This window comes from Streptomyces sp. SGAir0957 (assembly GCF_043523415.1).
The window spans coordinates 3,222,264-3,243,094 of sequence record NZ_CP027293.1 but is presented as its reverse complement, the minus strand read 5'-3'; the positions used below and the strand labels follow the sequence as shown (position 1 = coordinate 3,243,094).

The window sequence follows — 20,831 nt, the reverse complement described above, 5'->3', positions numbered from 1 at the left end:
CATGCGAGCCGGAGTCGGGGAGTGGAGGGGCGCGATGACGGACAACACGACCACACTTCCGTGGCTTGTCATTCGCGAGGACGACAACGGCAACCGCTATCGCGTCGGGAGGTTCGCGACCCGGGCCGAGGCGCAGCGCACGGCCGACAGCTTCGACAACGGCGGCCACAAGCAGCTCTACTGGGTCGAGCGCCTCACCCCGAACCCGGAGCCGGGGCAGAACGGCGCGGGGCGCTGACGGGGCCGTAGGCTCCGGCACATGCCTTCTGCACCCACTCCGCCCCGGCCCGTCGTGGTGGTCGCCGCGGCCCTGTACGACGACGCGGGCCGCCTGCTCGCCGCGCGACGGAGCGCGCCCCCCGAACTCGCGGGGCGCTGGGAACTGCCCGGCGGCAAGGTCGAGCCGGGCGAGAGCCCGGAGCAGGCCCTCGTACGGGAGCTGCGCGAGGAGCTGGGCGTCGAGGCCCGGCCCGAGGAGCGCGTCGCGGGGGAGTGGGAGCTGAAGCCCGGATACGTCCTGCGGGTGTGGCGGACGCGGCTCGTCTCCGGCGCTCCCGCCGCCCTCCAGGACCACGACGAGCTGCGCTGGCTGGAAGCCGACGCCATCTGGTCCGTCGACTGGCTGGATCAGGACGTTCCCGCCGTCAAGCAGACGGTGGCCTCGGGGTGACCGCCGGGCGCGCGATCCCCGTGCGCCCATGGCGACCCCGCGTACGCCGTCCGTACCACCACACACCCCCTGACGCGGTAGCACCACGTTCCGTCCGGGTATATGCCGATTAACCCTCTGAAACCGGGCAGGGCTCCTTCGCGTTCCAGGGAAGTGATCGGCGTGCTCCACACCGACGGCGACTATGCCGAGTGGGCCTTCCCCGCCGACCCGACGGCGGTCCGCGGAGCCCGTGCGGCCGTGCGGGCGCAGCTCGCCGACTGGGGCCTCGCCGAGCTGAGCGATGTGACCGCGCTGCTGGTCAGCGAGTTGGTCACCAACTCCATGCGGCACGCGTCCGGGCCGATCGGGGTGCGTCTGTGCCGGCAGGGGGAGCGGCGCGGCGGGCTGCTCGTGGAGGTCTCCGATCCATTGCCCGATCCGCCGCGCGCCCGTACCGCCGCCCATGACGACGAGGGCGGCCGTGGGCTCCAACTGGTCGCCGGGGCCTCCCGGTGCTGGGGCACCAGACCGGGCGACCCCCGCACGGGTGGCAAAACCGTGTGGTTCGAGCTGGCGCTGCCTGGTTAGACGAGGGAGCAGAAACCGTTCGGCAGGGGTGATCGTTGAGGGAATCGGCAGCGGGTGCGGGGCGTCGGGTGTGGGCGTACCTCCACCCTGGGTACGGAAACAATCGGCCCCGACGGGCCAAAAAGCGTCGGGAGCGTGGTGTGATCGTGAACACCGTGTTGCGCGGCCCCGTAGTGCTGGATACTGCGGGCAGCCGCCCCGGTGACCGGTGCCGGGCGTGGTGAGCTGGAGGGGACGGTTCGCGTGAGCGAGATACCAGCGAAGGCCGGGATGTCCGAGGATCCCTCGGGCACGGAGTCTGCGCGGGATGCGGACCGTGGCGCCCAGGCGGGCGCGTCCGACACCTGGCAGTCGAATCCGCCCGGATCGATCTACGACTACATCAAGGTCGCCTCCTTCTCCATCGGGCCCGACGGGCTGATCGACCAGTGGAGCCTGCGCGCCGCGCACCTCTTCGGGGTCGCGCCCGCGGACGCCGTGGGCAAGGACCCGATCGAGGCGTTCGTCCCCGCCGACCTCCGGGAACGCGGTCACCGCAAGATGGCCGAGATCCTGGACGGGCGCGAGTGGACGGGCAGCGTGCCGTTCCGGATGCCGCCGCGCGAGGGCGCCGGGGCGGGCGCCGACCGGCCCACCGCGCGCGCCGAGGTCTATGTGATGCCGACGACCACCGAGTCCGGTGAGCGCGCCGCCGTCTGCATCGTCGTCGACGTACGGACCCTGCGGCGCATCGAGACGGACCTCGCCGCCTCGCAGTCCATTTTCGGCCAATCCCCGTTCGGCTTCCTGCTGTTCGACACGGATCTGAAGGTGCGGCGCACGAACCGCACGTTCACCTCGGTCTTCGGCGGCAAGGCCGACGACCACCGGGGCCGCACCGTCCACGACTACCTGCCGCGCCACGAGGCCGACCGGGTGCAGGGCGCGCTGCGCCGCGTCCTGGAGACCGGGGACGCCGTCACCGACATGCAGCTCGTCGGGACCGTGCCCGGCTCCTCGGAGCGGCGGCACTGGTCCATCAACCTCTACCGCGTGCACAGCGGTTCGGGGCGGCCCATCGGGATCGCCGGGCTCTCCACCGACGTCACCCGGCGCCATGCCGCCGCCCGCGAGGCCGCGCACGCCCGCCGCAACCTGGCGCTGCTGAACGAGGCCGGCGCCCGCATCGGCAACTCGCTCGACCTGGAGACGACCGCGCGGGAACTGCTCGACGTCGTCGTGCCCGGGTTCTGCGACCTGGCCTCCGTCGACCTGTACCAGGGGCTTCTGGTCGGTGACGAGGCGGCGCTCGGCAGCCACAGCCTCGCCGACGGGAGCGCCGAGCTGCGGCGGGTCGCCGCCGCCAGCGCCGTCGCCGACGTGCCCTTCCTGGACATGGGGGGCGCGGAGCCGGTCAGCGTGGGCGCCGTGCACCGGTTCCCGTTCAACTCCGCCTGCGCCGACGCGCTGCGCACCGCCCGGCCCCAGCTGCTGCCCGCCGAGCCGGGCGACCTCGTGCAGTCCACGCTCGCGGTGCCGATGGTCGCGCACGACACGGTCGTCGGGCTCGTGCAGTTCTCCCGCACGAAGGGCAGCGAGCCGTTCAACGAGCGGGACCGGGCGCTCGCGATGGAGCTGGCCGCGCGCGCGGCGGTCTGTATCGACAACGCACGCCTGTACCGCCGCGAGCACGAGCGCGCCCTGATCCTCCAGCGCTCGCTCCTGCCGCCCGACAACCCCGAGGCGTCCGGGCTCGACATCGCCTGCCGCTACCTGCCCGGCAATGCCGCGACCGAGGTCGGCGGCGACTGGTTCGACGTCATCGAGCTGCCCGGACACCGCACCGCGCTCGTCATCGGGGACGTCATGGGGCGCGGCCTTCGCGCCGCCGTCGCCATGGGAGAACTGCGCACCGCCGTACGGACGCTGGCGCTGCTCGACCTCGAACCCGCCGAAGTGCTGAGCGCGCTCGACGAGATCGCGCGCGGGCTCGGCACGCCCGGCGGCGTCCAGCAGGCCACCCGCTCCGTGCGCGGCAAGCCCGCCGACGCCGACCTGTCCGAGGTCTACCTCGCCACCTGCGTCTACGCGGTCTACGACGCCGTCACCCGGCGCTGCACCTTCGCCAACGCCGGGCACCTGCCACCTGTCCTGGTCGCGCCCGGCGACGGCGCCCTGATGCTCGACGTGCCGCCGGGGATGCCGCTCGGCGTGGGCGGCGAACCGTTCGAGGAGGTGGAGGTCGAACTGCCCGAGGGATCGCTGCTCGCCCTCTACACGGACGGGCTCGTCGAGTCCCGTGACCATCCGCTCGACGAGGGGCTCTCCGCGTTCCGTGCCGTCCTGGACGATCCGGCGCCCGCCCTCGAGGACGTCTGCGACCACGTCCTCACCACCCTCGACACGCACCACGGCGAGGACGACATCGCCCTGCTCATGGCCCGGATCGAGGGGCTGCCCAGCGAGAACGTCGGCGACTGGACGCTGCCGCGCGAACCCAAGTCGGTGGGCCTGGCGCGCGAGCTGGCGCGGGAGCAGCTGACCACCTGGGAGCTCGAACCCCTGGTCGACACGACCGAGCTGCTCGTCAGCGAGCTGGTCACCAACGCCCTGCGCTACGGCGAGGGCGACATCAGGCTCCGCCTGCTGCTCGACCGCACCCTGGTGTGCGAGGTGTGGGACGCGGGGCTCGTGCAGCCGCGCCGCCGCCGCGCCCGCGACACCGACGAGGGCGGGCGCGGGCTCCAGCTCGTCGGGCTGCTCAGCGCGGCGTGGGGGTCACGCCGTACGCCGCGCGGCAAGACGGTCTGGTTCGAGATGGCGCTGCCGGACGGCGGGACCGGGCTCGTGGATCCGACGGAGGCGCTGCTCAGCCTGTTCTGAGCGGCCTCACGCGGGGTTCTTCAGCGCGGACAGGCGGGCCGCGATCTCCGCGTCGTCGCCGAGCGAGTCCAGCTGCTCGAACTGCGCGTCGAGCGAGGAGGCGGCCAGCTCCTGCTTGCCGAGCGCCTTGGCCTCCTCGCGGCGCACCTTCTCCTCGAAACGGTGCAGCTCGCTCGTCGGGTCCAGGACGTCGATGTTCTTCGCCGCGTCCAGCATCTGGTTCTGCGCCTGCGCGGTCTTCGCGCGGGCCACCAGCTGGTCGCGCTTGGCCTGGAGTTCCTTCAGCTTTTCCTGCATCTGGGTGAGGCCGGACTTCAGCTTGTCGACGACCTCGGTCTGCGCGGCGATCGTCGGCTCGGCGCCCTTCGCCTCCTTCTCGGCCTGGAGCTGGCGGCCGAGCGCGACCTTGGCGAGGTGGTCGAACGTGTCCGCCTCCGCCGTCGTCCCGGCGGCCCGCAGCTCGTCCGCCTTCCTGCTGGCGGCCAGCGCCTTCGTGCCCCACTCGGCGGCCGCGTCCACGTCCTCCTGGTGGTCCTGCTCCAGCATCCGCAGATTGCCGATGGTCGCCGCGACCGCGTCCTCGGCCTCCCGGATGTTGTTCGTGTAGTCGCGGATGAGCTGGTCGAGCATCTTCTGGGGGTCCTCCGCGTTGTCGAGCAGCGCGTTGATGTTCGCCTTCGCGAGGGTGGCGACCCGGCTGAAAATGGTCTGCTTGGTCATGGTCAGGTCCTCCGTCGGGGGAGTCGAGCCGGCACTGGGGATCGCTGGACTTAAGGCATTCAGAAACGGCCTCCGCCGCCCCTTCGGCCGCGGGTTCCTCCGCCGCCGAAGCTGCCGGGACCCGGACCGCCCCCGCCGCCGAAGCCGCCGCGCCGGCCCCCGCCCACGCCGCCCATCCCGCCCATGCCGCGACCGGCGCCGCCGAGGAGCTGGCCGAGGAGGATGCCGCCGAGCATCGCGCCGCCGGAGCCGCCGCCGCGCCCGCCGCCACCCCCGTAAGGACCGCCGTACGCGCGCACGTCCCGCTCGGCGAGCGACTGGGCCTGCCGGGCCAGCGCGTCGGCCTGCCGCGCCTCGGTGAGCGCGCCCGCCGGGTCGCTCTCCTCGGCGTTCTGCGCGTTCGCGAGATGGCGCTGGGCCTCCGCGAGGCGGGTGCGGGCCTCGCTGCCGACCGCGCCGCGGTGCGTCGTGATGAAGTCGGCGGCGGCGCCGGTGCCGCTGCGCGCCGCGAGCAGCGCCTGCCCGAGGAGCGAGCGGGCGCGCGTGGTTCCGGCCTCGCGCTCCCGGGCCGCCGCGAGCGCCTCGTCGAGCGCCGCGTCCGCCTCCTCCACGCGGCGCAGCGCGTCGATCGGGTCGTACGGGCCCGCGGCCGTCTCCTCGCGTACGTCGCCGACGACGGACTCGGCGCGGGCGATCCGGCCGCGCAGGTCGGCGGTGGAGACGCCCTGGGTGGTGCCTTCGAGGAGGCCGCGCGCGTCCGCCAGGTCGGCCTCGGACTCGGTCAGCGCGGTGGGGAGGCGGTCCGTCGCCTCGGCGAGTTCACCGGCCAGGCGTTCGATCGCGGTGACGAAGGTGCCGGCCTGGTCGACGGCGCCCTCGGCGGCCCGCAGCGAGACGGCGGCCTTGCCGTTGTCGCCCGCGTCCACCAGGCGGCGGGCCTCGTCGAGCTGGGCCGAGGCGAACGTCAGCCGGTCCTCGGCCTGCTCGACATGGCCCGCGACCGGGGAGAGCGCGGACGGCGCGTACCGGGCGCCCAGGGCGGACAGCGTCTCCCGCGCGTGACGCGCCTGTGCCGTCAGGCCCTGGTAGGCCCGCTCGGCGTGGGCCAGCGCGTCCGGCGCCGCCTGTTCGAGGGAGCGGAGCCGGTCGAAGTCGCCGGACTCCTGGTCGAGGCGGCGGCCCGCCTCCGTGCAGCGGCTGATGATCTCGTCCAGCATCCGCCGCTTGGTCGCGTCGTCCTCGGGGAACGCGTCGTCGAGCTGCTGGCGCAGCTTGAACGCCGCCGTCAGCTCCGAGCGCGCGTACGCGAGCGCCTCGCTGAACTGTCTGACCGCGTCCTCGCCGAACTGGGCCGTCGCGAAGCCCAGCTCCTCGGTGCTGGTGCGCACCGCGTCGTCGGTCTCCACGAGCAGGTGCCCGGCCTGCTTGTCCAGCTCGGGCAGCGGCGTGACGTCCTGGCGCCCCCAGGTCCTGGGCGTGGTGCGCTCACTCATGCGCCGCTTGCGGCGGGTGTAGGTGTACGCGGCCAGGGCACCGGCGGCGCCGACCGCGATGACCGGCAGTACGAGGTCGCCGCTGCCGCTGAGGCCGCCGTCGTCGCCGCTCGCGCCCGGGTCGTCGGCGCCCGGCGTGATCGTCGGCGTGGGGACGGGGCGGCCCGCGAGCACGGCGCCGATGCCGTTCGCGGCGCCGATCGCGGCGCCCGGCCAGTCGTTCTCGCGCAGGGCGGGTTCGATCCCGGTCCGGGTGATCTCCTGGATCTGGGCGTCGGTGATCCGCGCGTCCTGGTCCACGGAGAGGGCGTACTGCCGCTCGTGCGTGGCCACGGCGAGGAGCACGTCGTCGAGGCCGAGCCCGTTCCTGTCGGCGGTGGCGTCGGCCCAGCTCTGCGCCGAACGCCCGGAGAAGTCCCGTACGTAGACGACGAAGAGCTGTGTGCCGTGCCGGTCGTCGAGGTCCCCGAGCGCGGTGGCGACGGCGCCCTTGCGGTCGGCGAGCGCGCCCACCTTGTCGGTGATCTGGCCGGTACGGGAGAGGGTGACCGGGTCGTCGGCGCGGACCGGACCGGCGGGCGCGAGCAGCCACAACAGGGTGAGCAGCGCGGCGACGGCGGTCCGCGCGGCTATCGGCACCGGGCGGGGGCGGCTCTCGGGCGGGGGCACATTTCGGAGCGTATGTCCGCCCCGCGGCCTCCGCGACCGCTGCGCCTCCGCCGCGCCCGCCCATCCCCTCGGCGCACGCCGGGCGCCTACGACGTGGGGCCGGTCACGACCTGCGGCGGATTTTGTTGCCCAGCCACACCACCGGGTCGTACTTGCGGTCGATCGCCCGCTCCTTCAACGGGATCAGGGCGTTGTCCGTGATCTTGATGTGTTCGGGGCAGACCTCCGTGCAGCACTTGGTGATGTTGCAGTAGCCGAGGCCGTGTTCGTCCTGGGCCGTCTTCTTGCGGTCGAGGCCGGTCTCGGCGGCCTCGTCGAGCGGGTGCATGTCCAGTTCGGCGACGCGCATCAGGAAGCGCGGGCCCGCGAACGCCGCTTTGTTCTCCTCGTGGTCGCGCACCACATGGCAGGTGTCCTGGCACAGGAAGCACTCGATGCACTTGCGGAACTCCTGCGGCCGGTCCACGTCCTCCTGCATCATCCGGTACTCGCCGGGCCCGAGCCCGCTCGGCGCCACGAACGCCGGGACCTCGCGCGCCTTCGTGTAGTTGAAGCCGACGTCGGTCACCAGGTCACGGACGACCGGGAACGCCCGGAGCGGGGTCACGGTGATCACGTCGTCCTGGCCGAAGACCGACATGCGGGTCATGCACATCAGCCGGGGCCGGCCGTTGATCTCCGCCGAGCACGAACCGCACTTGCCCGCCTTGCAGTTCCAGCGGACCGCCAGGTCGGGCGCCTGCGTCGCCTGCAGGCGATGGATGATGTCGAGGACCACCTCGCCCTCGTTGACCTCGACGTCGAAGTCCTCCAGGCCGCCGCCCGCCGTGTCCCCGCGCCACACCTTGAAGCGGGCCTCATACGCGCTCACTCGTACAGCTCCTCTTCGGTCAGGTACTTGACCAGCTCCTCTTTCTCGAAGAGGGCCAGCAGGTCGGGGCGGATCGGTTCGGTGCTCTCGCGTACGAGGTCGATCTGGCCGCGCACCGGGTCGGTGGCCGCCAGCCCCCCGCTCGGGTCGCGGAGGCGGCAGAGCAGGTTGGCGCGGCGCCACTCGCGGTCCATCGCCGGGTGGTCCTCCCGGGTGTGGCCGCCGCGCGACTCCTGCCGTTCGAGGGCGGCACGGGCCACGCATTCGCTGACGAGCAGCATGTTCCGGAGGTCGAGGGCGAGGTGCCAGCCCGGATTGAACTGGCGGTGCCCCTCGACCCCGGCCCGCCGCGCCCGCACCCGCAGCGCCGCGAGTTTGCGCAGCGCCTCCTCCATCTCGCCCTCGCGGCGGATGATGCCGACGAGGTCGTTCATCGTCTGCTGCAGCTCCTGGTGGAGGGTGTACGGGTTCTCGGGGACGGCGCCGTCCTCCTGGCCCTCCGCGGAGAACGGGCGCAGCGCCTCCGCCGCCGCGGTGTCGAGCTGGAGCTCGGGCACGGCCGGACGCTCCCCGGTGAGGCCCTGCGCGTACGTCGCCGCGTGCAGCCCGGCGCGGCGGCCGAAGACAAGCAGGTCGGACAGGGAGTTTCCGCCGAGCCGGTTCGAGCCGTGCATGCCGCCCGCGACCTCACCGGCCGCGAAGAGGCCCGGTACGCCGCGCGCCGCCGCCGTGTCCGAGTCGACGGCGATGCCGCCCATCACGTAGTGGCAGGTCGGCCCGACCTCCATCGCCTCGGCCGTGATGTCGACATCCGCCAGCTCCTTGAACTGGTGGTACATGGACGGCAGCCGGCGCCGGATCACCTCGGCGGGCATCCGCGTCGAGACATCGAGGAAGACGCCGCCGTGCGGGGAGCCGCGGCCCGCCTTCACCTCGGCGTTGATGGCGCGCGCCACCTCGTCGCGGGGCAGGAGTTCGGGCGGGCGCCGGTTGTGGTCGGGGTCCTCGTACCAGCGGTCGCCCTCGGCCTCGGACTCGGCGTACTTCTCCTTGAACACGTCGGGGATGTAGTCGAACATGAACCGCTTGCCCTCGGAGTTGCGCAGCACCCCGCCGTCGCCGCGCACCGACTCGGTGACGAGGATGCCCTTCACCGACGGCGGCCAGACCATGCCCGTCGGGTGGAACTGCACGAACTCCATGTTCAGCAGGGGCGCGCCCGCGAGCAGCGCGAGCGCGTGGCCGTCGCCCGTGTACTCCCACGAGTTCGACGTCACCTTGAACGACTTGCCGATGCCGCCCGTCGCCAGGACCACGCTCGGCGCTTCGAGGACGAAGAAGCGTCCGCTCTCGCGCTCGTAGCAGAAGGCACCGGAGACGCGCGATCCGTCCTCGTCCTTCAGCACCCGCGTGACCGTGCACTCCTGGAAGACCTTCAGCCGGGCCTCGTAGTCGCCGAACTCCGCCTTGTCCTGCTGCTGGAGCTGGACGATCTTCTGCTGGAGGGTGCGGATCAGCTCCAGGCCCGTACGGTCGCCGACGTGGGCGAGGCGCGGGTACTCGTGCCCGCCGAAGTTGCGCTGCGAGATCCGGCCGTCGCCGGTCCGGTCGAACAGGGCGCCCCACGTCTCCAGCTCCCACACCCGGTCGGGCGCCTCCTGGGCGTGCAGCTCGGCCATCCGCCACTGGTTGAGGAACTTGCCGCCGCGCATCGTGTCGCGGAAGTGGACCTGCCAGTTGTCGCCGGAGTTCACATTGCCCATGGCGGCCGCGATGCCGCCCTCCGCCATCACCGTATGGGCCTTGCCGAACAGGGACTTGCAGATCACCGCCGTCCGGGCGCCCCGCTCGCGGGCCTCGATCGCGGCCCGCAGGCCGGCCCCGCCCGCGCCCACCACGACAACATCCCAGTGCTGCCGCTCCACCACACTCATCGAGAAGCTCCCACCATTAGAAGAACCGCGGATCGTCGAAGACGCCGGACGCGACCAGGTACACGTAGAAGTCGGCGAGCGCGACGCTCACAAGCGAGGCCCAGGCGAGCAGCATGTGACGGCCGTTCAGCTTGCCGACCCAGCCCCAGAGGCGGTAGCGCACCGGGTGCTTCGAGAAGTGTTTGAGGCGGCCTCCGACGATGTGCCGGCAGGAGTGGCAGGAGATCGTGTACGCCCAGATCAGCACGATGTTCAGCAGGAAGACCAGGGTGCCGAGGCCCATGTGGCCCCACGCGTAGTGCTCGTCGCGGAAGGCGAGCACGGTGTCGTAGGTGAGGATGCAGGCGACGAGTACGGCCGCGTAGAAGAAGTACCGGTGGATGTTCTGCAGGATCAGCGGGAACCGCGTCTCACCGCTGTACTTCTTGTGCGGCTCGGCCACCGCGCAGGCCGGGGGCGACGCCCAGAAGCCGCGGTAGTAGGCCTTGCGGTAGTAGTAGCAGGTCAGCCGGAAGCCGAGCGGGAAGATCAGGATGAGCAGCGCGGGGGACAGGCCCCACCAACTGCCGAAGATCTCCCAGTTGGGGCCGTGCCGCATGGGCGCGCAGTTCTCCGCGACGCACGGCGAGTAGAACGGTGAGACGTACGGGGCCGCGTAGTAGTCGGCGTTGGCGAACGCCCGCCACGTCGAGTAGACGACGAAGGCGAACAGGCCCGCCGCGGTCGCGGCCGGGGCCAGCCACCAGCGGTCCGTGCGCAGATGGGGCGCGGCGATCGCGGCACGCGTCCGGCTCCGCACTCCGGTGCCGGGGGCGCTGCCGCTCTTGGTATGGGCTTCGTCGGTGCTGGTGGGTTCCGTGCCGGTGGCCAAGGAAGCCTCCGCTCGAAGGGACGGGGTCGGTGTGACGGGGTGGTCCGTCAGGGGCGTGCCTGTGCGGTCAGGGGCATGCCTGTGCGGTCAGGGGGCGTGCCTGTGGTGCGCCCCGAGCCCCTCGTCGTCCGAGTCGGTCCACAGGGACGTGTCGTACGGGGTGTCGGGGATCGGCACGAGGCCCTGCCGGGGGAGCGGGGGCCGCTCGTCCGGCGCCGCCGCCGCGATCGCCGACGCGCGCAGCAGGGCCACGCTCTCGCGCAGATGGTCGGTGTCGGCGCGGACCCGGCGCAGGTCAGGTCCCGCGAGTGCGGGTTGTAACCGGTTGACGGCGCGGGTCAGCTCGTCGACGCACTGCTGAACCTTCGTCAACTCATTGTCTACGGACATGACTTGCCTCGCTTCCGCTGGTGCGGCGGAGATGTTCATGCGCCTGCGAGTGTCGCGCGTCACATCACCGTTTGTGAAGGCCGCGACGCGTATTGCCGGGGGCACGGGGCGGGGTGTGCGCCCCCGGGGTCCGGTTCGCCGTCCGGGTGGGGGTGTGCGCTCTCGCCGGCGGCCGCGGGTCTCGTCGTGGCCGGTCGCGCAGTTCCCCGCGCCCCTGGAGCATGCGGCTTCGCCGCAGCCCCAGGGGCGCTGAGACGGCGCACGCAGTGCGCCTCTCAGGGGCGCGGGGAACTGCGCGAGCAACCACGACGAGACCCGCGGCCCCCCGCCGGACGGCGCCCCCTATCCCCCGGAGGGACCCCAGAACTAGCCCGCACGGGTGACCTTCCCCCGGAGGGACGCCGTGTCGCCGCGCCCCCGCCCGGCCATCCACTTCAGTGGGCGCCAATAGATGTGATCAGCGACATATACCGCCGAACGAGACAGAACCGGCCCGCACCGGAGGTACCCGTCGAGATGCATGACAACAAGAGGCGCCCACGCGCAGCCGCGTTCCTCGTGTGCGGCGCGCTCGCCGTGACCACCCTCGCGGGGTGTGGCTCGGACGACGACACGTGGGCCCCGACCGCGGGCCCCGACATCGCGCCGGCCGCCCGGGACCGGGTCGGGGACGGCGGGAGTGTGCGCTGGGCGGTCGACGCCATGCCGCAGACCCTGAACTCCTTCCAGGCGGACGCCGACCCGGTCACCAGCCGGATCACCGGCGCCGTCCTGCCGTCGATGTTCCGCCTCGACGCGCAGGGCCGCCCGCGGCCGGACGCCGACTACCTGGAGAAGGCCGAGGTCATCGAGACCGAGCCGAAGCAGGTCGTCCTGTACAAGCTGAACCAGAAGGCCGTCTGGTCCACGGGCCGCGAGATCGGCGCCCCCGACTTCGCCGCCCAGTGGCGGGCGCTCTCCGGCAAGGACAGCTCGTACTGGACCGCGCACAACGCGGGGTACGACCGCATCGAGAAGATCGAGCGTGGCGCGAACGACCTGGAGGTCCGGGTCACGTTCGCGAAGCCGTACGCGGACTGGCGCGCTCTTTTCTCGCCGCTGTACCCCAAGGACGTCATGGGCACCCCGGACAGCTTCAACGAGGGGGCGCGCCGCAAGCTCAAGGTGACCGCGGGCCCCTTCACCGCCGACTCCGTGGACCGGGACGCCAAGAAGGTCACCCTGAAGCGCAGCCCGCGCTGGTGGGGCGAGCGCCCCAAACTCGACAAGCTGGTCCTCACCGTCGTCCCGCGCGCGAAGCGGGCCACGGCGCTCGCCGCCGGAAAACTGGACGTGGCCGACGTCGACGCGGGCGGCGCCGAGCGCATCGCCCACGCCGCCCGCGACCACGGCTCCCCGGGCCCGCTCAGCCACGGCCCCGGCGCCGCCCGCACCCCCGCCGAGGCGCTGCGCTCCTGGGCGATCGCGCACGGCGACGACGAGGAGGCGGCCTACGACGAGATGGCCGCCCGCGCGAAGACCCGCAAGGCCGTCAGGAAGTACGCGAAGGAGCAGGGGAACCTGCACGCGTTCAAGGTGCGCAAGTCCTTCGCGCCCGCCTACACGCAGCTCGCCCTGAACGGTGCGCAGGGTCCGCTCGCCGACGAGCGCGTGCGCCGCGCCGTGGCCCGCGCCCTCGACCGCAACCAGCTCGCCGAGGTGGCCCTCAAGCCGCTCGGCCTGCCGGTGAGCACCGTCGACAACCACCTGGCGCTGGCCGGGCAGGCCGCGTACGCCGACAACAGCAGCGCGCTCGGCGACCAGGACATGGCGGAGGCGCAGGCCCTGCTCGCCGAGGCGGGCTGGGTGCCGGGCGGCCCGCTCAAGGAGAAGAAGGACAAGCCGAAGACGGCGGGCGGCGAGCGCGAGCACGGCCGGGACCACGGCACCGAGGACTCCAAGCGGGCCGGCGCGGTCCAGGACGACAAGCCGCCGGCCCGCGCCCTGCCCTTCGGGCCGCACCGGGTCACCGCCCAGCACGCCGCGCTGCTCCAGCAGGTCCACGTCCTCAAGCACAAGGCGGACAAGGAGGAGGCCGGGAGTTCCGGCCACCGCGACCACGCCGCCTCCGGCGCCTACGCGCCGAAGGGCACCGCCGCACCCGCCGGGGCCGCCGCCGGGGCTCTGGCCAAGGACGGCAAGCCGCTCACCCTGCGTTTCGTGCTCCCCTCGGGCGCCGGTTCCGAGCAGCTGCGGGCCGTCGCGGACCGGATCACGCAGATGCTGAGCAGGATCGGCGTGCGGACGGACGTCATGAAGGTCGACGACGAGAGCTACTTCAAGGACCACATCGCGTCCGGCGAGTACGACATGGCGCTGTACTCGTGGCCCGCCTCCGCCTTCCCGGCCACCGACGCCCGGCCGATCTACGCCAAGCCGGTCCCGGCCGCCGACGGTTCGCTCACGGTCGAGCAGAACTACACGCGCGTCGGTACCGACCACATCGACCAGCTCTTCGACCAGGCCATCGGTGAACTCGACGCCGACGAGGAGAATGCCCTGGTCAAGAAGGCGGACGCGCGGATCTGGGCCGCTGCAGGATCGATTCCTCTCTATCAGCGGCCCCAGCTCGTGGCCGCCCGCGCGGACCTCGCCAACGTCGGCGCCTTCGGCTTCCAGGACCCGCACTACGAGGACATCGGCTACCTGAAGAAGGGCGCGCGGGCCGCGTCGGGCCCGTCCGCTCCCGCGAAGGACGACGGGAAGAAGTAGGCGCGAACGCGGGGCCGACGACAGGCGTACAAGAATCTCAACCTCAGATCGAGCTCAACTCCCTTGCCCGCGGGACGGCCCTGCGGGCAAGGTTCGTTGTACCCATTGACCTGCAGTTTTTCTCCAGCGAACGACCGAGCCCGCCATGATCTGGCCCTCCCCTACAGGGCCGGAAGCGCCCCCACTCGTCAAGCCACGTACCATGGGGTGAGGCCGTGGCGTGTCCAGCCCGGCAGGGCGCGCGTATCACTGATGTACGCGCAGCCGTCACCTATTCCGGGAGTACGCCGCAATATGGCCACGCGCCACGACATCCGAAACGTCGCTATCGTCGCCCACGTCGACCACGGCAAGACGACCATCGTCGACGCCATGCTCAAGCAGGCGGGCTCGTTCGCCGCGCACGCCGCCGAGTCCCTCGACGATCGCATGATGGACTCGAATGACCTGGAGCGTGAGAAGGGCATCACGATCCTCGCCAAGAACACGGCGGTGAAGTACCACCCCAAGGATGGCGGCGAGGTCATCACGATCAACATCATCGACACCCCCGGCCACGCCGACTTCGGTGGCGAGGTCGAGCGCGGTCTGTCGATGGTGGACGCGGTCGTCCTGCTCGTGGACGCCTCCGAGGGCCCGCTCCCGCAGACCCGCTTCGTGCTGCGCAAGGCGCTCCAGCAGCGGCTCCCCGTCATCCTGTGCATCAACAAGACGGACCGGCCCGACTCGCGCATCGACGAGGTCGTCAACGAGACGTACGACCTCTTCCTCGACCTGGACGCCGACGAGGACCAGATCGAGTTCCCGATCGTCTACGCGTGCGGCCGTGACGGCATCGCGTCGCTGACCAAGCCCGAGGACGGCACCGTCCCGGCCGACTCCACCAGCCTGGAGCCGTTCTTCTCCACGATCCTGGAGCACGTCCCGGCCCCGACGTACGACGAGGCGGCCCCGCTCCAGGCGCACGTCACCAACCTGGACGCCGACAACTTCCTCGGCCGTATCGCGCTCCTGCGCGTCGAGCAGGGCGAGCTGCGCAAGGGCCAGACCGTGGCCTGGATCAAGCGCGACGGCTCGATCCAGAACGTGCGCATCACCGAGCTGATGATGACCGAGGCGCTCACCCGCAAGCCCGCCGAGATGGCGGGTCCCGGCGACATCTGCGCCGTGGCCGGTATCCCCGACATCATGATCGGCGAGACGCTCGCCGACCCGGAGAACCCGGTCGCGCTGCCGCTGATCACGGTCGACCAGCCGGCGATCTCCATGACCATCGGCACCAACACCTCGCCGCTCGTCGGCCGTGGTGGCACGGGCAAGGGCGCGGCGGCCAAGTCGGCCGTCAAGGACCGCAAGGTCACCGCCCGCCAGGTCAAGGACCGCCTCGACCGCGAGCTGATCGGTAACGTCAGCCTCCGCGTCCTGGACACCGAGCGCCCCGACGCCTGGGAGGTGCAGGGCCGCGGTGAGCTGGCGCTGGCCATCCTGGTCGAGCAGATGCGCCGCGAGGGCTACGAGCTGACCGTCGGCAAGCCGCAGGTCGTCACCAAGGAGGTCGACGGCAAGACGCACGAGCCCGTCGAGCGCCTGACGGTCGACGTGCCCGAGGAGCACATGGGCGCCGTCACGCAGCTCATGGGCGTCCGCAAGGGCCGCATGGACAACATGTCGAACCACGGCTCCGGCTGGGTCCGCATGGAGTTCGTGGTGCCGTCCCGCGGCCTCATCGGCTTCCGTACGGAGTTCCTGACGAGCACGCGCGGCACCGGCATCGCCCACTCGATCCACGAGGGCCACGAGCCCTGGTTCGGCACGCTGACGACCCGCAACAACGGTTCGCTGGTCGCGGACCGCTCGGGCGCCGTCACGGGCTTCGCGATGACCAACCTGCAGGAGCGCGGCGTCCTCTTCGTCGAGCCCGGCACCGAGGTGTACGAGGGCATGATCGTCGGCGAGAACTCGCGCGCCGACGACATGGACGTCAACATCACCAAGGAGAAGAAGCTCACCAACATGCGCTCCTCCTCCGCCGACTCCTTCGAGGCGATCGTCCCGCCCCGCAAGCTGTCCCTGGAGCAGTCCCTGGAGTTCTGCCGCGACGACGAGTGCGTCGAGGTGACTCCGGAGGCCGTGCGCATCCGCAAGGTCGTCCTGGACCAGAAGGAGCGCGGCCGCTCCGCCTCGCGCGCCAAGCACAGCTGACGCGCCTCTGACGGACGCTGATCGACGCGTCGGGCCCGGTACCTCCGAGAGGGGTGCCGGGCCCTTCGCGTTGGCGCTAATCTGCCCCTGTCTACGCGGATTGACTCGGCGAGGTCAGGTCTCACCCAACAAAGGGTCAAAAGCTGCCGGGACGCAAGTGATTAATTCCACCCGGGTGTCCGATATCCGGGCACCCATGGTCGATAGATATGTAACACGTCCGTTTCGTGGCCCTCTATCTCGGATCAGTTTGTCCGGATTTTGGGCAAAGTACGCATCAGGTGTGATCGAACCGAGACCAAAAGGGTGTGGTCGACGAAGGCCGCGTGGCTAATAGTTGACGGCGTAGAGCTCGGGTCAATGGGTCACGCGCTGTGGGGAGCGCCGACTCGCGAGCACACTGGGGCACTTCAACCTTCGCCGTCAGGGGTGTCGGCCTGGTTACTTGTGCCCCCACTTGTAGTGAACAAAGTGGACTCATGAGGAGGAACCCATGCGAGGTGCCACAAGCGCCATATGGGTCGCGTCGTCCCCGATGACAGGTGTTGGTCCCGCGGGCACGTCTCGCCCCGTCCCCGTGGTGGACGAGGTAACGATCCAGCGTCGCGAGCGCTCTTGACGGCTCGGTCCGACGGCAGGCCGAGGCCGGCCGCGGGCCAGGGTTCCCCAAGGGGTGGGTTCACCCCAGTCGTTGTTCCCATCGCGCGCTTCGAATGACGTACGCCGTGCGACGGCCGTCGATCACCGGTTACCCGGCCGACGACCTCCAACACCTGTGAAATGGACGAATCATGACGAGTCCAATCGAGATTGAGGGCGCCGAGACCTCTTCCGCCTTGGACAAAGAGAGCGCGCCGCAGGGTGACGCGAAGGAGCCCAAGAAGCTGGAGGGGCGCAGCCCCGGTCAGTTGATGTGGCGCCGCTTCAAGCGGGACAAGACGGGCATCACTTCGGCCTGCATTGTCATCTTCTTCTTCCTGATAGCCCTGCTCGCCCCGCTCATCACGAAGCTGTACGGCAAGGACCCGTACACCTTCTACGGGCAGGACGACCCCACGCTCCTCAACGAGTTCAACCTGCCGGCCGGACCCAACGGCGGCATGTCGCCCGAGCACTGGTTCGGCATCGACCCGAACTACGGGCGTGACGTGTTCGCCTACCTGCTGTACGGCATCCGCACGTCGCTGTTCACCGCTCTGCTCGCCACGATCGGCATGGTGCTCATCGGCATCGTGATCGGTCTGGTCGCCGGTTACTTCGGCGGCAAGATCGACTACTGGCTGGGCCGGTTCATCGACTTCATGCTCGCGCTGCCGAACCAGCTGTTCATGGTCGCGGTCATGCCGGTCATCGTCACCGTCTTCGTCGCCCCCGACGAGGAGACGCCGACCTACGTCCGCTTCCTCGCCATCACCGGCGTGATGTGGCTGCTGACCTGGATGAGCCTCGCGCGTCTGATCCGCGCCGTCACCCTCTCCCTGCGCGAGCGGGAGTTCGTGGAGGCCGCGAAGGTCGCGGGTGCCTCGCCCTTGCGCATCATCCGCAAGGAGCTGCTGCCCAACCTGGTGACGCCGATCATCGTGCAGGGCACGTACATGCTTCCCAGCACCATCCTCTCGGTCGCCTTCCTCTCCTTCGTCGGTGTGGGGTACCAAGACCCCACCCCCGACTGGGGATTGATGTTCGCCACGGCCGCGAACATCTACGAGCAGGACCCGACCTACATGTTCTTCCCGGGTATCGCCATGGTCGTCTTCGTCGTGGCGTTCAACCTCCTGGGCGACTCGGTCCGGGACGCCTTCGATCCCAAGACCGGACGCTGATCAGCACCATCCAGGAGAGAGCTGCCACCCGGGCGCCGGACGATCAGGACCGGATGCGCCAGGCAGCACCGCAGGATCACTACTCACAGGCAGGTGGACTCGACTCCATGAGCATCCTTCGATCGCGCACGGCGCAGGCAACGGTCGCCGCGGCGGCTGTCGGCGCCCTCGCGCTGACCGGCTGCAGCAGCGGCAGCAAGAGCAGCGACAAGCCCGTCGGCAAGTCCCAGGACGACGCCAAGGCCCAGGCCAAGCCGGTCGCCATGGGTACGGCCCAGGACTCGGTCGGTCCGGCCAAGCCTGTCGCCGGTGCCCGGAAGGGCGGCACGGTCCAGGTCTACCAGGAGGCGGACTTCTCGCACCTGGACCCGGGGCAGATCTACGTCTCGGACGCCGGCATGCTCGCCAAGCTCCTCTACCGCGGTCTGACCACGTACACCGAGGACGACAAGGGCAACCAGACGGTCGTCGGCGACCTCGCCACCGACCCGGGCAAGTCCTCGGACGGCGGCAAGACCTGGACCTTCACGCTGAAGGACGGCGTCAAGGACCAGAACGGCCACGTCATCACGTCGGCCGACATCCGCCACTCCATCGAGCGCATGTACGACCCGTTCCTCACGGACGGCCCGACGTACATCCAGCAGTGGCTCTCCGGCGCCGGCACCAAGTACCGCGAGGCCTACCAGGGCCCGTACAAGGGCAAGCACCTGCCCGACTCGGTCCTGGCCACGCCGGACGACAAGACCATCACGTTCCACTTCCTCGAGGCGCACACCGACGTGCCGCAGGCGCTCGCCATGGCCGCCTACTCCGTCGTGCCCGAGAAGACGGACACCAAGCAGAAGTACGACCAGAACCCGGTCGCCACCGGCCCGTACAAGGTCGCCTCGTACAAGTCGGGCAAGTCCCTCAGCCTGGTACGCAACACCAACTGGGACGAGAAGACCGACCCGCTGCGCCACGCCTACGTCGACGGCTGGAACATCGAGTTCAACCACGACAAGGCCGACCAGACGAAGACGATCCTGGCCGACCGCGGCGACGCCCAGAACGCCATCATGTTCACGGGCCAGATCGACGCCACCCAGCTGCAGAAGATCACGCGCGACAAGGCCGTGATGAAGCGCACGATCCAGGGCTACGCCCCGTACGTGTGGCAGCTGAACTTCAACATGGACCGCGTCAAGGACAAGCGCATCCGTGACGCCATCGCCCTCGCGATCCCGGCCACCTCGGCCGCCCGCGCCGACGGTGGTGCCTACGGCGGTGACGCCGCCACCTCGCTGATGTCGCCGACCACGCCGGGCTACGACAAGTCGTACGACCCGTTCAACCGCACGAAGAAGCCGAACGGCGACATCGAGGCGGCGAAGAAGCTCATCAAGGAGGCGGGCGCCGAGGGCAAGAAGCTCGTCTACGCCTACGCCAACACCCCGGTCCGCACCACGCAGGCCAACCTGATCATCAACCAGCTGGACAAGATCGGGCTCGACATCCAGAAGAAGGAAGTCGACCAGGCCACCTGGTATGAGCAGATGGGCAAGGTCAAGAACGGCATGGACCTGTACATGACCGGTTGGGGTCAGGACTGGGCCGACGGCAACACCGTCTTCCCGCCCTCCTTCGACGGTGCGCAGATCCAGGACGGCGCGTCCAACTACTCGCACACCAACGACGAGCACGTGAACTCCGAGCTGGGTCGCATCCAGAAGATCGCGGACGCCGACCAGCGCGCCACCGAGTACGCGAAGCTCTCGAAGTACATCTCCGAGAAGATCAACCCGGCCGCGCCGATCTACTACACCAAGGTGTTCCAGATCGCCGGTTCCAACGTGGGTGGCCTGCGCTACGGCCAGGTGGTCAGCTACACCGACCCGACCACGATCTACCTCAAGAAGTAACCGGAAGTAATCAGTACAAGGCAGTCATCGGGGGTGAGGGCGCGGCGGAGCCCTCACCCCCGGGCCGCCGGACCCCCCCTCCTGGCCTCCCACCGCCGCCGTCCTGAGAGCAGCTTTTAGCGATGCTTCGATTTCTCATACGCCGGACGTCTGGCGCAGCACTCATCCTCCTGCTGATCAGCGCCTTCACGTTCTTCATGTACTTCGCCATCCCACAGGACCCGGCGTTGCTCGCGTGCGGCAAGAACTGCACTCCGGCCGCACTCGACATCATCCACAAGAACCTCGGCCTGGATTCCCCGGTTCCGGTGCAGTACTGGAACTTCCTCGTGGGCATCTTCGCCGGGCGGGACTTCGGCGTGGGACACTGCGCGGCGCCGTGCTTCGGCGTCTCGTTCCGCAACAACCAAATGGTGTGGGACACCATGATGGACCGGCTCCCCACCACCCTCTCGCTGACCTTCGGCAGCCTCATCGTCTTCCTCATCGTCGGCCTCGGCGCCGGCATGATGGCCGCCCGCTTCCGCGGCACCTGGCTGGACAAGATCTTCAGCGGTGGCTCGCTGGTGCTCAGCTCGTTCCAGATCTACTTCCTCGGCCCGATCGTGCTCGGCATCTTCGTCTACAGCACCGGCATCCTGGACAAGCCGAAGTACGTGCCGCTCACCGAGGACCCGGCGGCCTGGTTCATGGGCCTGCTGATCCCCTGGGTCGTCATGGCGACGATCTTCACGGCCAACTACACCCGTATGTCCCGCTCGTCGATGATCGAGCAGCTCCAGGAGGAGCACGTACGGGCGGCCAAGGCCAAGGGCATGAGCAGCCGGTACGTCTTCTACCGGTACGCCTGGCGCGGTTCGATCATCCCCATCGTCACCATCCTGGGCATGGACATCGGCGGTCTGCTCAGTGGCGGCATGGTCACGGAACTCACCTTCGGCCTGGCCGGGTTCGGCCGGCTCGCCCGTGACTCCGTGATCAACAAGGACCTGCCGGTCCTCATGGGCGTCATGATCGTCAGTGCCGCCTTCATCATCATCTGCAACATCGTCGTGGACGCGCTGTACGCCGTGATCGACCCGCGCGTGCGCCTGTCCTAGG

15 protein-coding genes are annotated in these 20,831 nt (G+C 70.3%); 9 read left to right on the top strand and 6 right to left on the bottom strand.

Annotated elements, in window-relative coordinates; all coding sequences use genetic code 11:
• The first annotated feature begins 34 nt into the window (after positions 1-34).
• From C1N81_RS19430 to C1N81_RS19415, 4 genes are all read left to right on the top strand, one after another.
• Positions 35-238, top strand: coding sequence for an SPOR domain-containing protein (locus C1N81_RS19430; protein WP_394430793.1), 204 nt, complete (start codon positions 35-37; stop codon positions 236-238).
• Positions 239-259: 21 nt separating this feature from the next.
• The gene (locus tag C1N81_RS19425; protein WP_394430791.1) at positions 260-670 is read left to right on the top strand and encodes a (deoxy)nucleoside triphosphate pyrophosphohydrolase; all 411 of its coding nucleotides are present in this window, start codon (positions 260-262) and stop codon (positions 668-670) included.
• Positions 671-823: 153 nt separating this feature from the next.
• Positions 824-1,240, top strand: a complete 417-nt coding sequence (locus tag C1N81_RS19420) for an ATP-binding protein (protein WP_394430789.1) — start codon at positions 824-826, stop codon at positions 1,238-1,240.
• Between the two features lie 243 nt (positions 1,241-1,483).
• The gene (locus C1N81_RS19415; RefSeq protein ID WP_394430787.1) at positions 1,484-4,102 is read left to right on the top strand and encodes a SpoIIE family protein phosphatase; all 2,619 of its coding nucleotides are present in this window, start codon (positions 1,484-1,486) and stop codon (positions 4,100-4,102) included.
• Positions 4,103-4,108: 6 nt separating this feature from the next.
• Here the strand turns inward: C1N81_RS19415 and C1N81_RS19410 are convergent, their stop codons facing one another.
• From C1N81_RS19410 to C1N81_RS19385, 6 genes are all read right to left on the bottom strand, one after another.
• The gene (locus C1N81_RS19410; RefSeq protein ID WP_394430785.1) at positions 4,109-4,822 is read right to left on the bottom strand and encodes a PspA/IM30 family protein; all 714 of its coding nucleotides are present in this window, start codon (positions 4,820-4,822) and stop codon (positions 4,109-4,111) included.
• Positions 4,823-4,881: 59 nt separating this feature from the next.
• Complete coding sequence (locus C1N81_RS19405; RefSeq protein WP_394430783.1) at positions 4,882-6,984, bottom strand: TPM domain-containing protein; 2,103 nt, start codon at positions 6,982-6,984, stop codon at positions 4,882-4,884.
• Between the two features lie 103 nt (positions 6,985-7,087).
• Entirely contained in the window at positions 7,088-7,855 is a 768-nt protein-coding gene (locus C1N81_RS19400; protein WP_394430782.1) for a succinate dehydrogenase/fumarate reductase iron-sulfur subunit, read from the bottom strand.
• Entirely contained in the window at positions 7,852-9,789 is a 1,938-nt protein-coding gene (locus C1N81_RS19395; RefSeq protein WP_394430780.1) for a fumarate reductase/succinate dehydrogenase flavoprotein subunit, read from the bottom strand. Before C1N81_RS19395 ends, C1N81_RS19400 begins: the two co-directional genes overlap by 4 nt.
• A 16-nt stretch (positions 9,790-9,805) precedes the next feature.
• The gene (locus C1N81_RS19390) at positions 9,806-10,660 is read right to left on the bottom strand and encodes a hypothetical protein (protein WP_394430778.1); all 855 of its coding nucleotides are present in this window, start codon (positions 10,658-10,660) and stop codon (positions 9,806-9,808) included.
• Positions 10,661-10,747: 87 nt separating this feature from the next.
• Positions 10,748-11,050: a hypothetical protein gene (locus C1N81_RS19385; RefSeq protein WP_394430776.1), complete on the bottom strand. Its 303-nt coding sequence runs from the start codon at positions 11,048-11,050 to the stop codon at positions 10,748-10,750.
• Positions 11,051-11,566: 516 nt separating this feature from the next.
• Here C1N81_RS19385 and C1N81_RS19380 point away from each other — a divergent pair.
• The 5 genes from C1N81_RS19380 to C1N81_RS19360 all read left to right on the top strand — a co-directional run bounded on the left by C1N81_RS19380 (position 11,567) and on the right by C1N81_RS19360 (position 20,830).
• Complete coding sequence (locus C1N81_RS19380; protein ID WP_394430774.1) at positions 11,567-13,801, top strand: ABC transporter family substrate-binding protein; 2,235 nt, start codon at positions 11,567-11,569, stop codon at positions 13,799-13,801.
• A 294-nt stretch (positions 13,802-14,095) separates the two neighbouring features.
• Positions 14,096-16,003: a translational GTPase TypA gene (gene typA, locus C1N81_RS19375; RefSeq protein WP_394430772.1), complete on the top strand. Its 1,908-nt coding sequence runs from the start codon at positions 14,096-14,098 to the stop codon at positions 16,001-16,003.
• 791 nt (positions 16,004-16,794) lie between these two features.
• Positions 16,795-17,826, top strand: coding sequence for an ABC transporter permease (locus C1N81_RS19370; RefSeq protein ID WP_394430770.1), 1,032 nt, complete (start codon positions 16,795-16,797; stop codon positions 17,824-17,826).
• A gap of 107 nt (positions 17,827-17,933) precedes the next feature.
• Positions 17,934-19,730 (top strand): ABC transporter substrate-binding protein, encoded by a 1,797-nt coding sequence (locus C1N81_RS19365; RefSeq protein ID WP_394430768.1) that lies wholly within the window; start codon positions 17,934-17,936, stop codon positions 19,728-19,730.
• A gap of 122 nt (positions 19,731-19,852) precedes the next feature.
• Positions 19,853-20,830, top strand: a complete 978-nt coding sequence (locus C1N81_RS19360; RefSeq protein ID WP_394430766.1) for an ABC transporter permease — start codon at positions 19,853-19,855, stop codon at positions 20,828-20,830.
• Position 20,831: the final 1 nt, after the last annotated feature.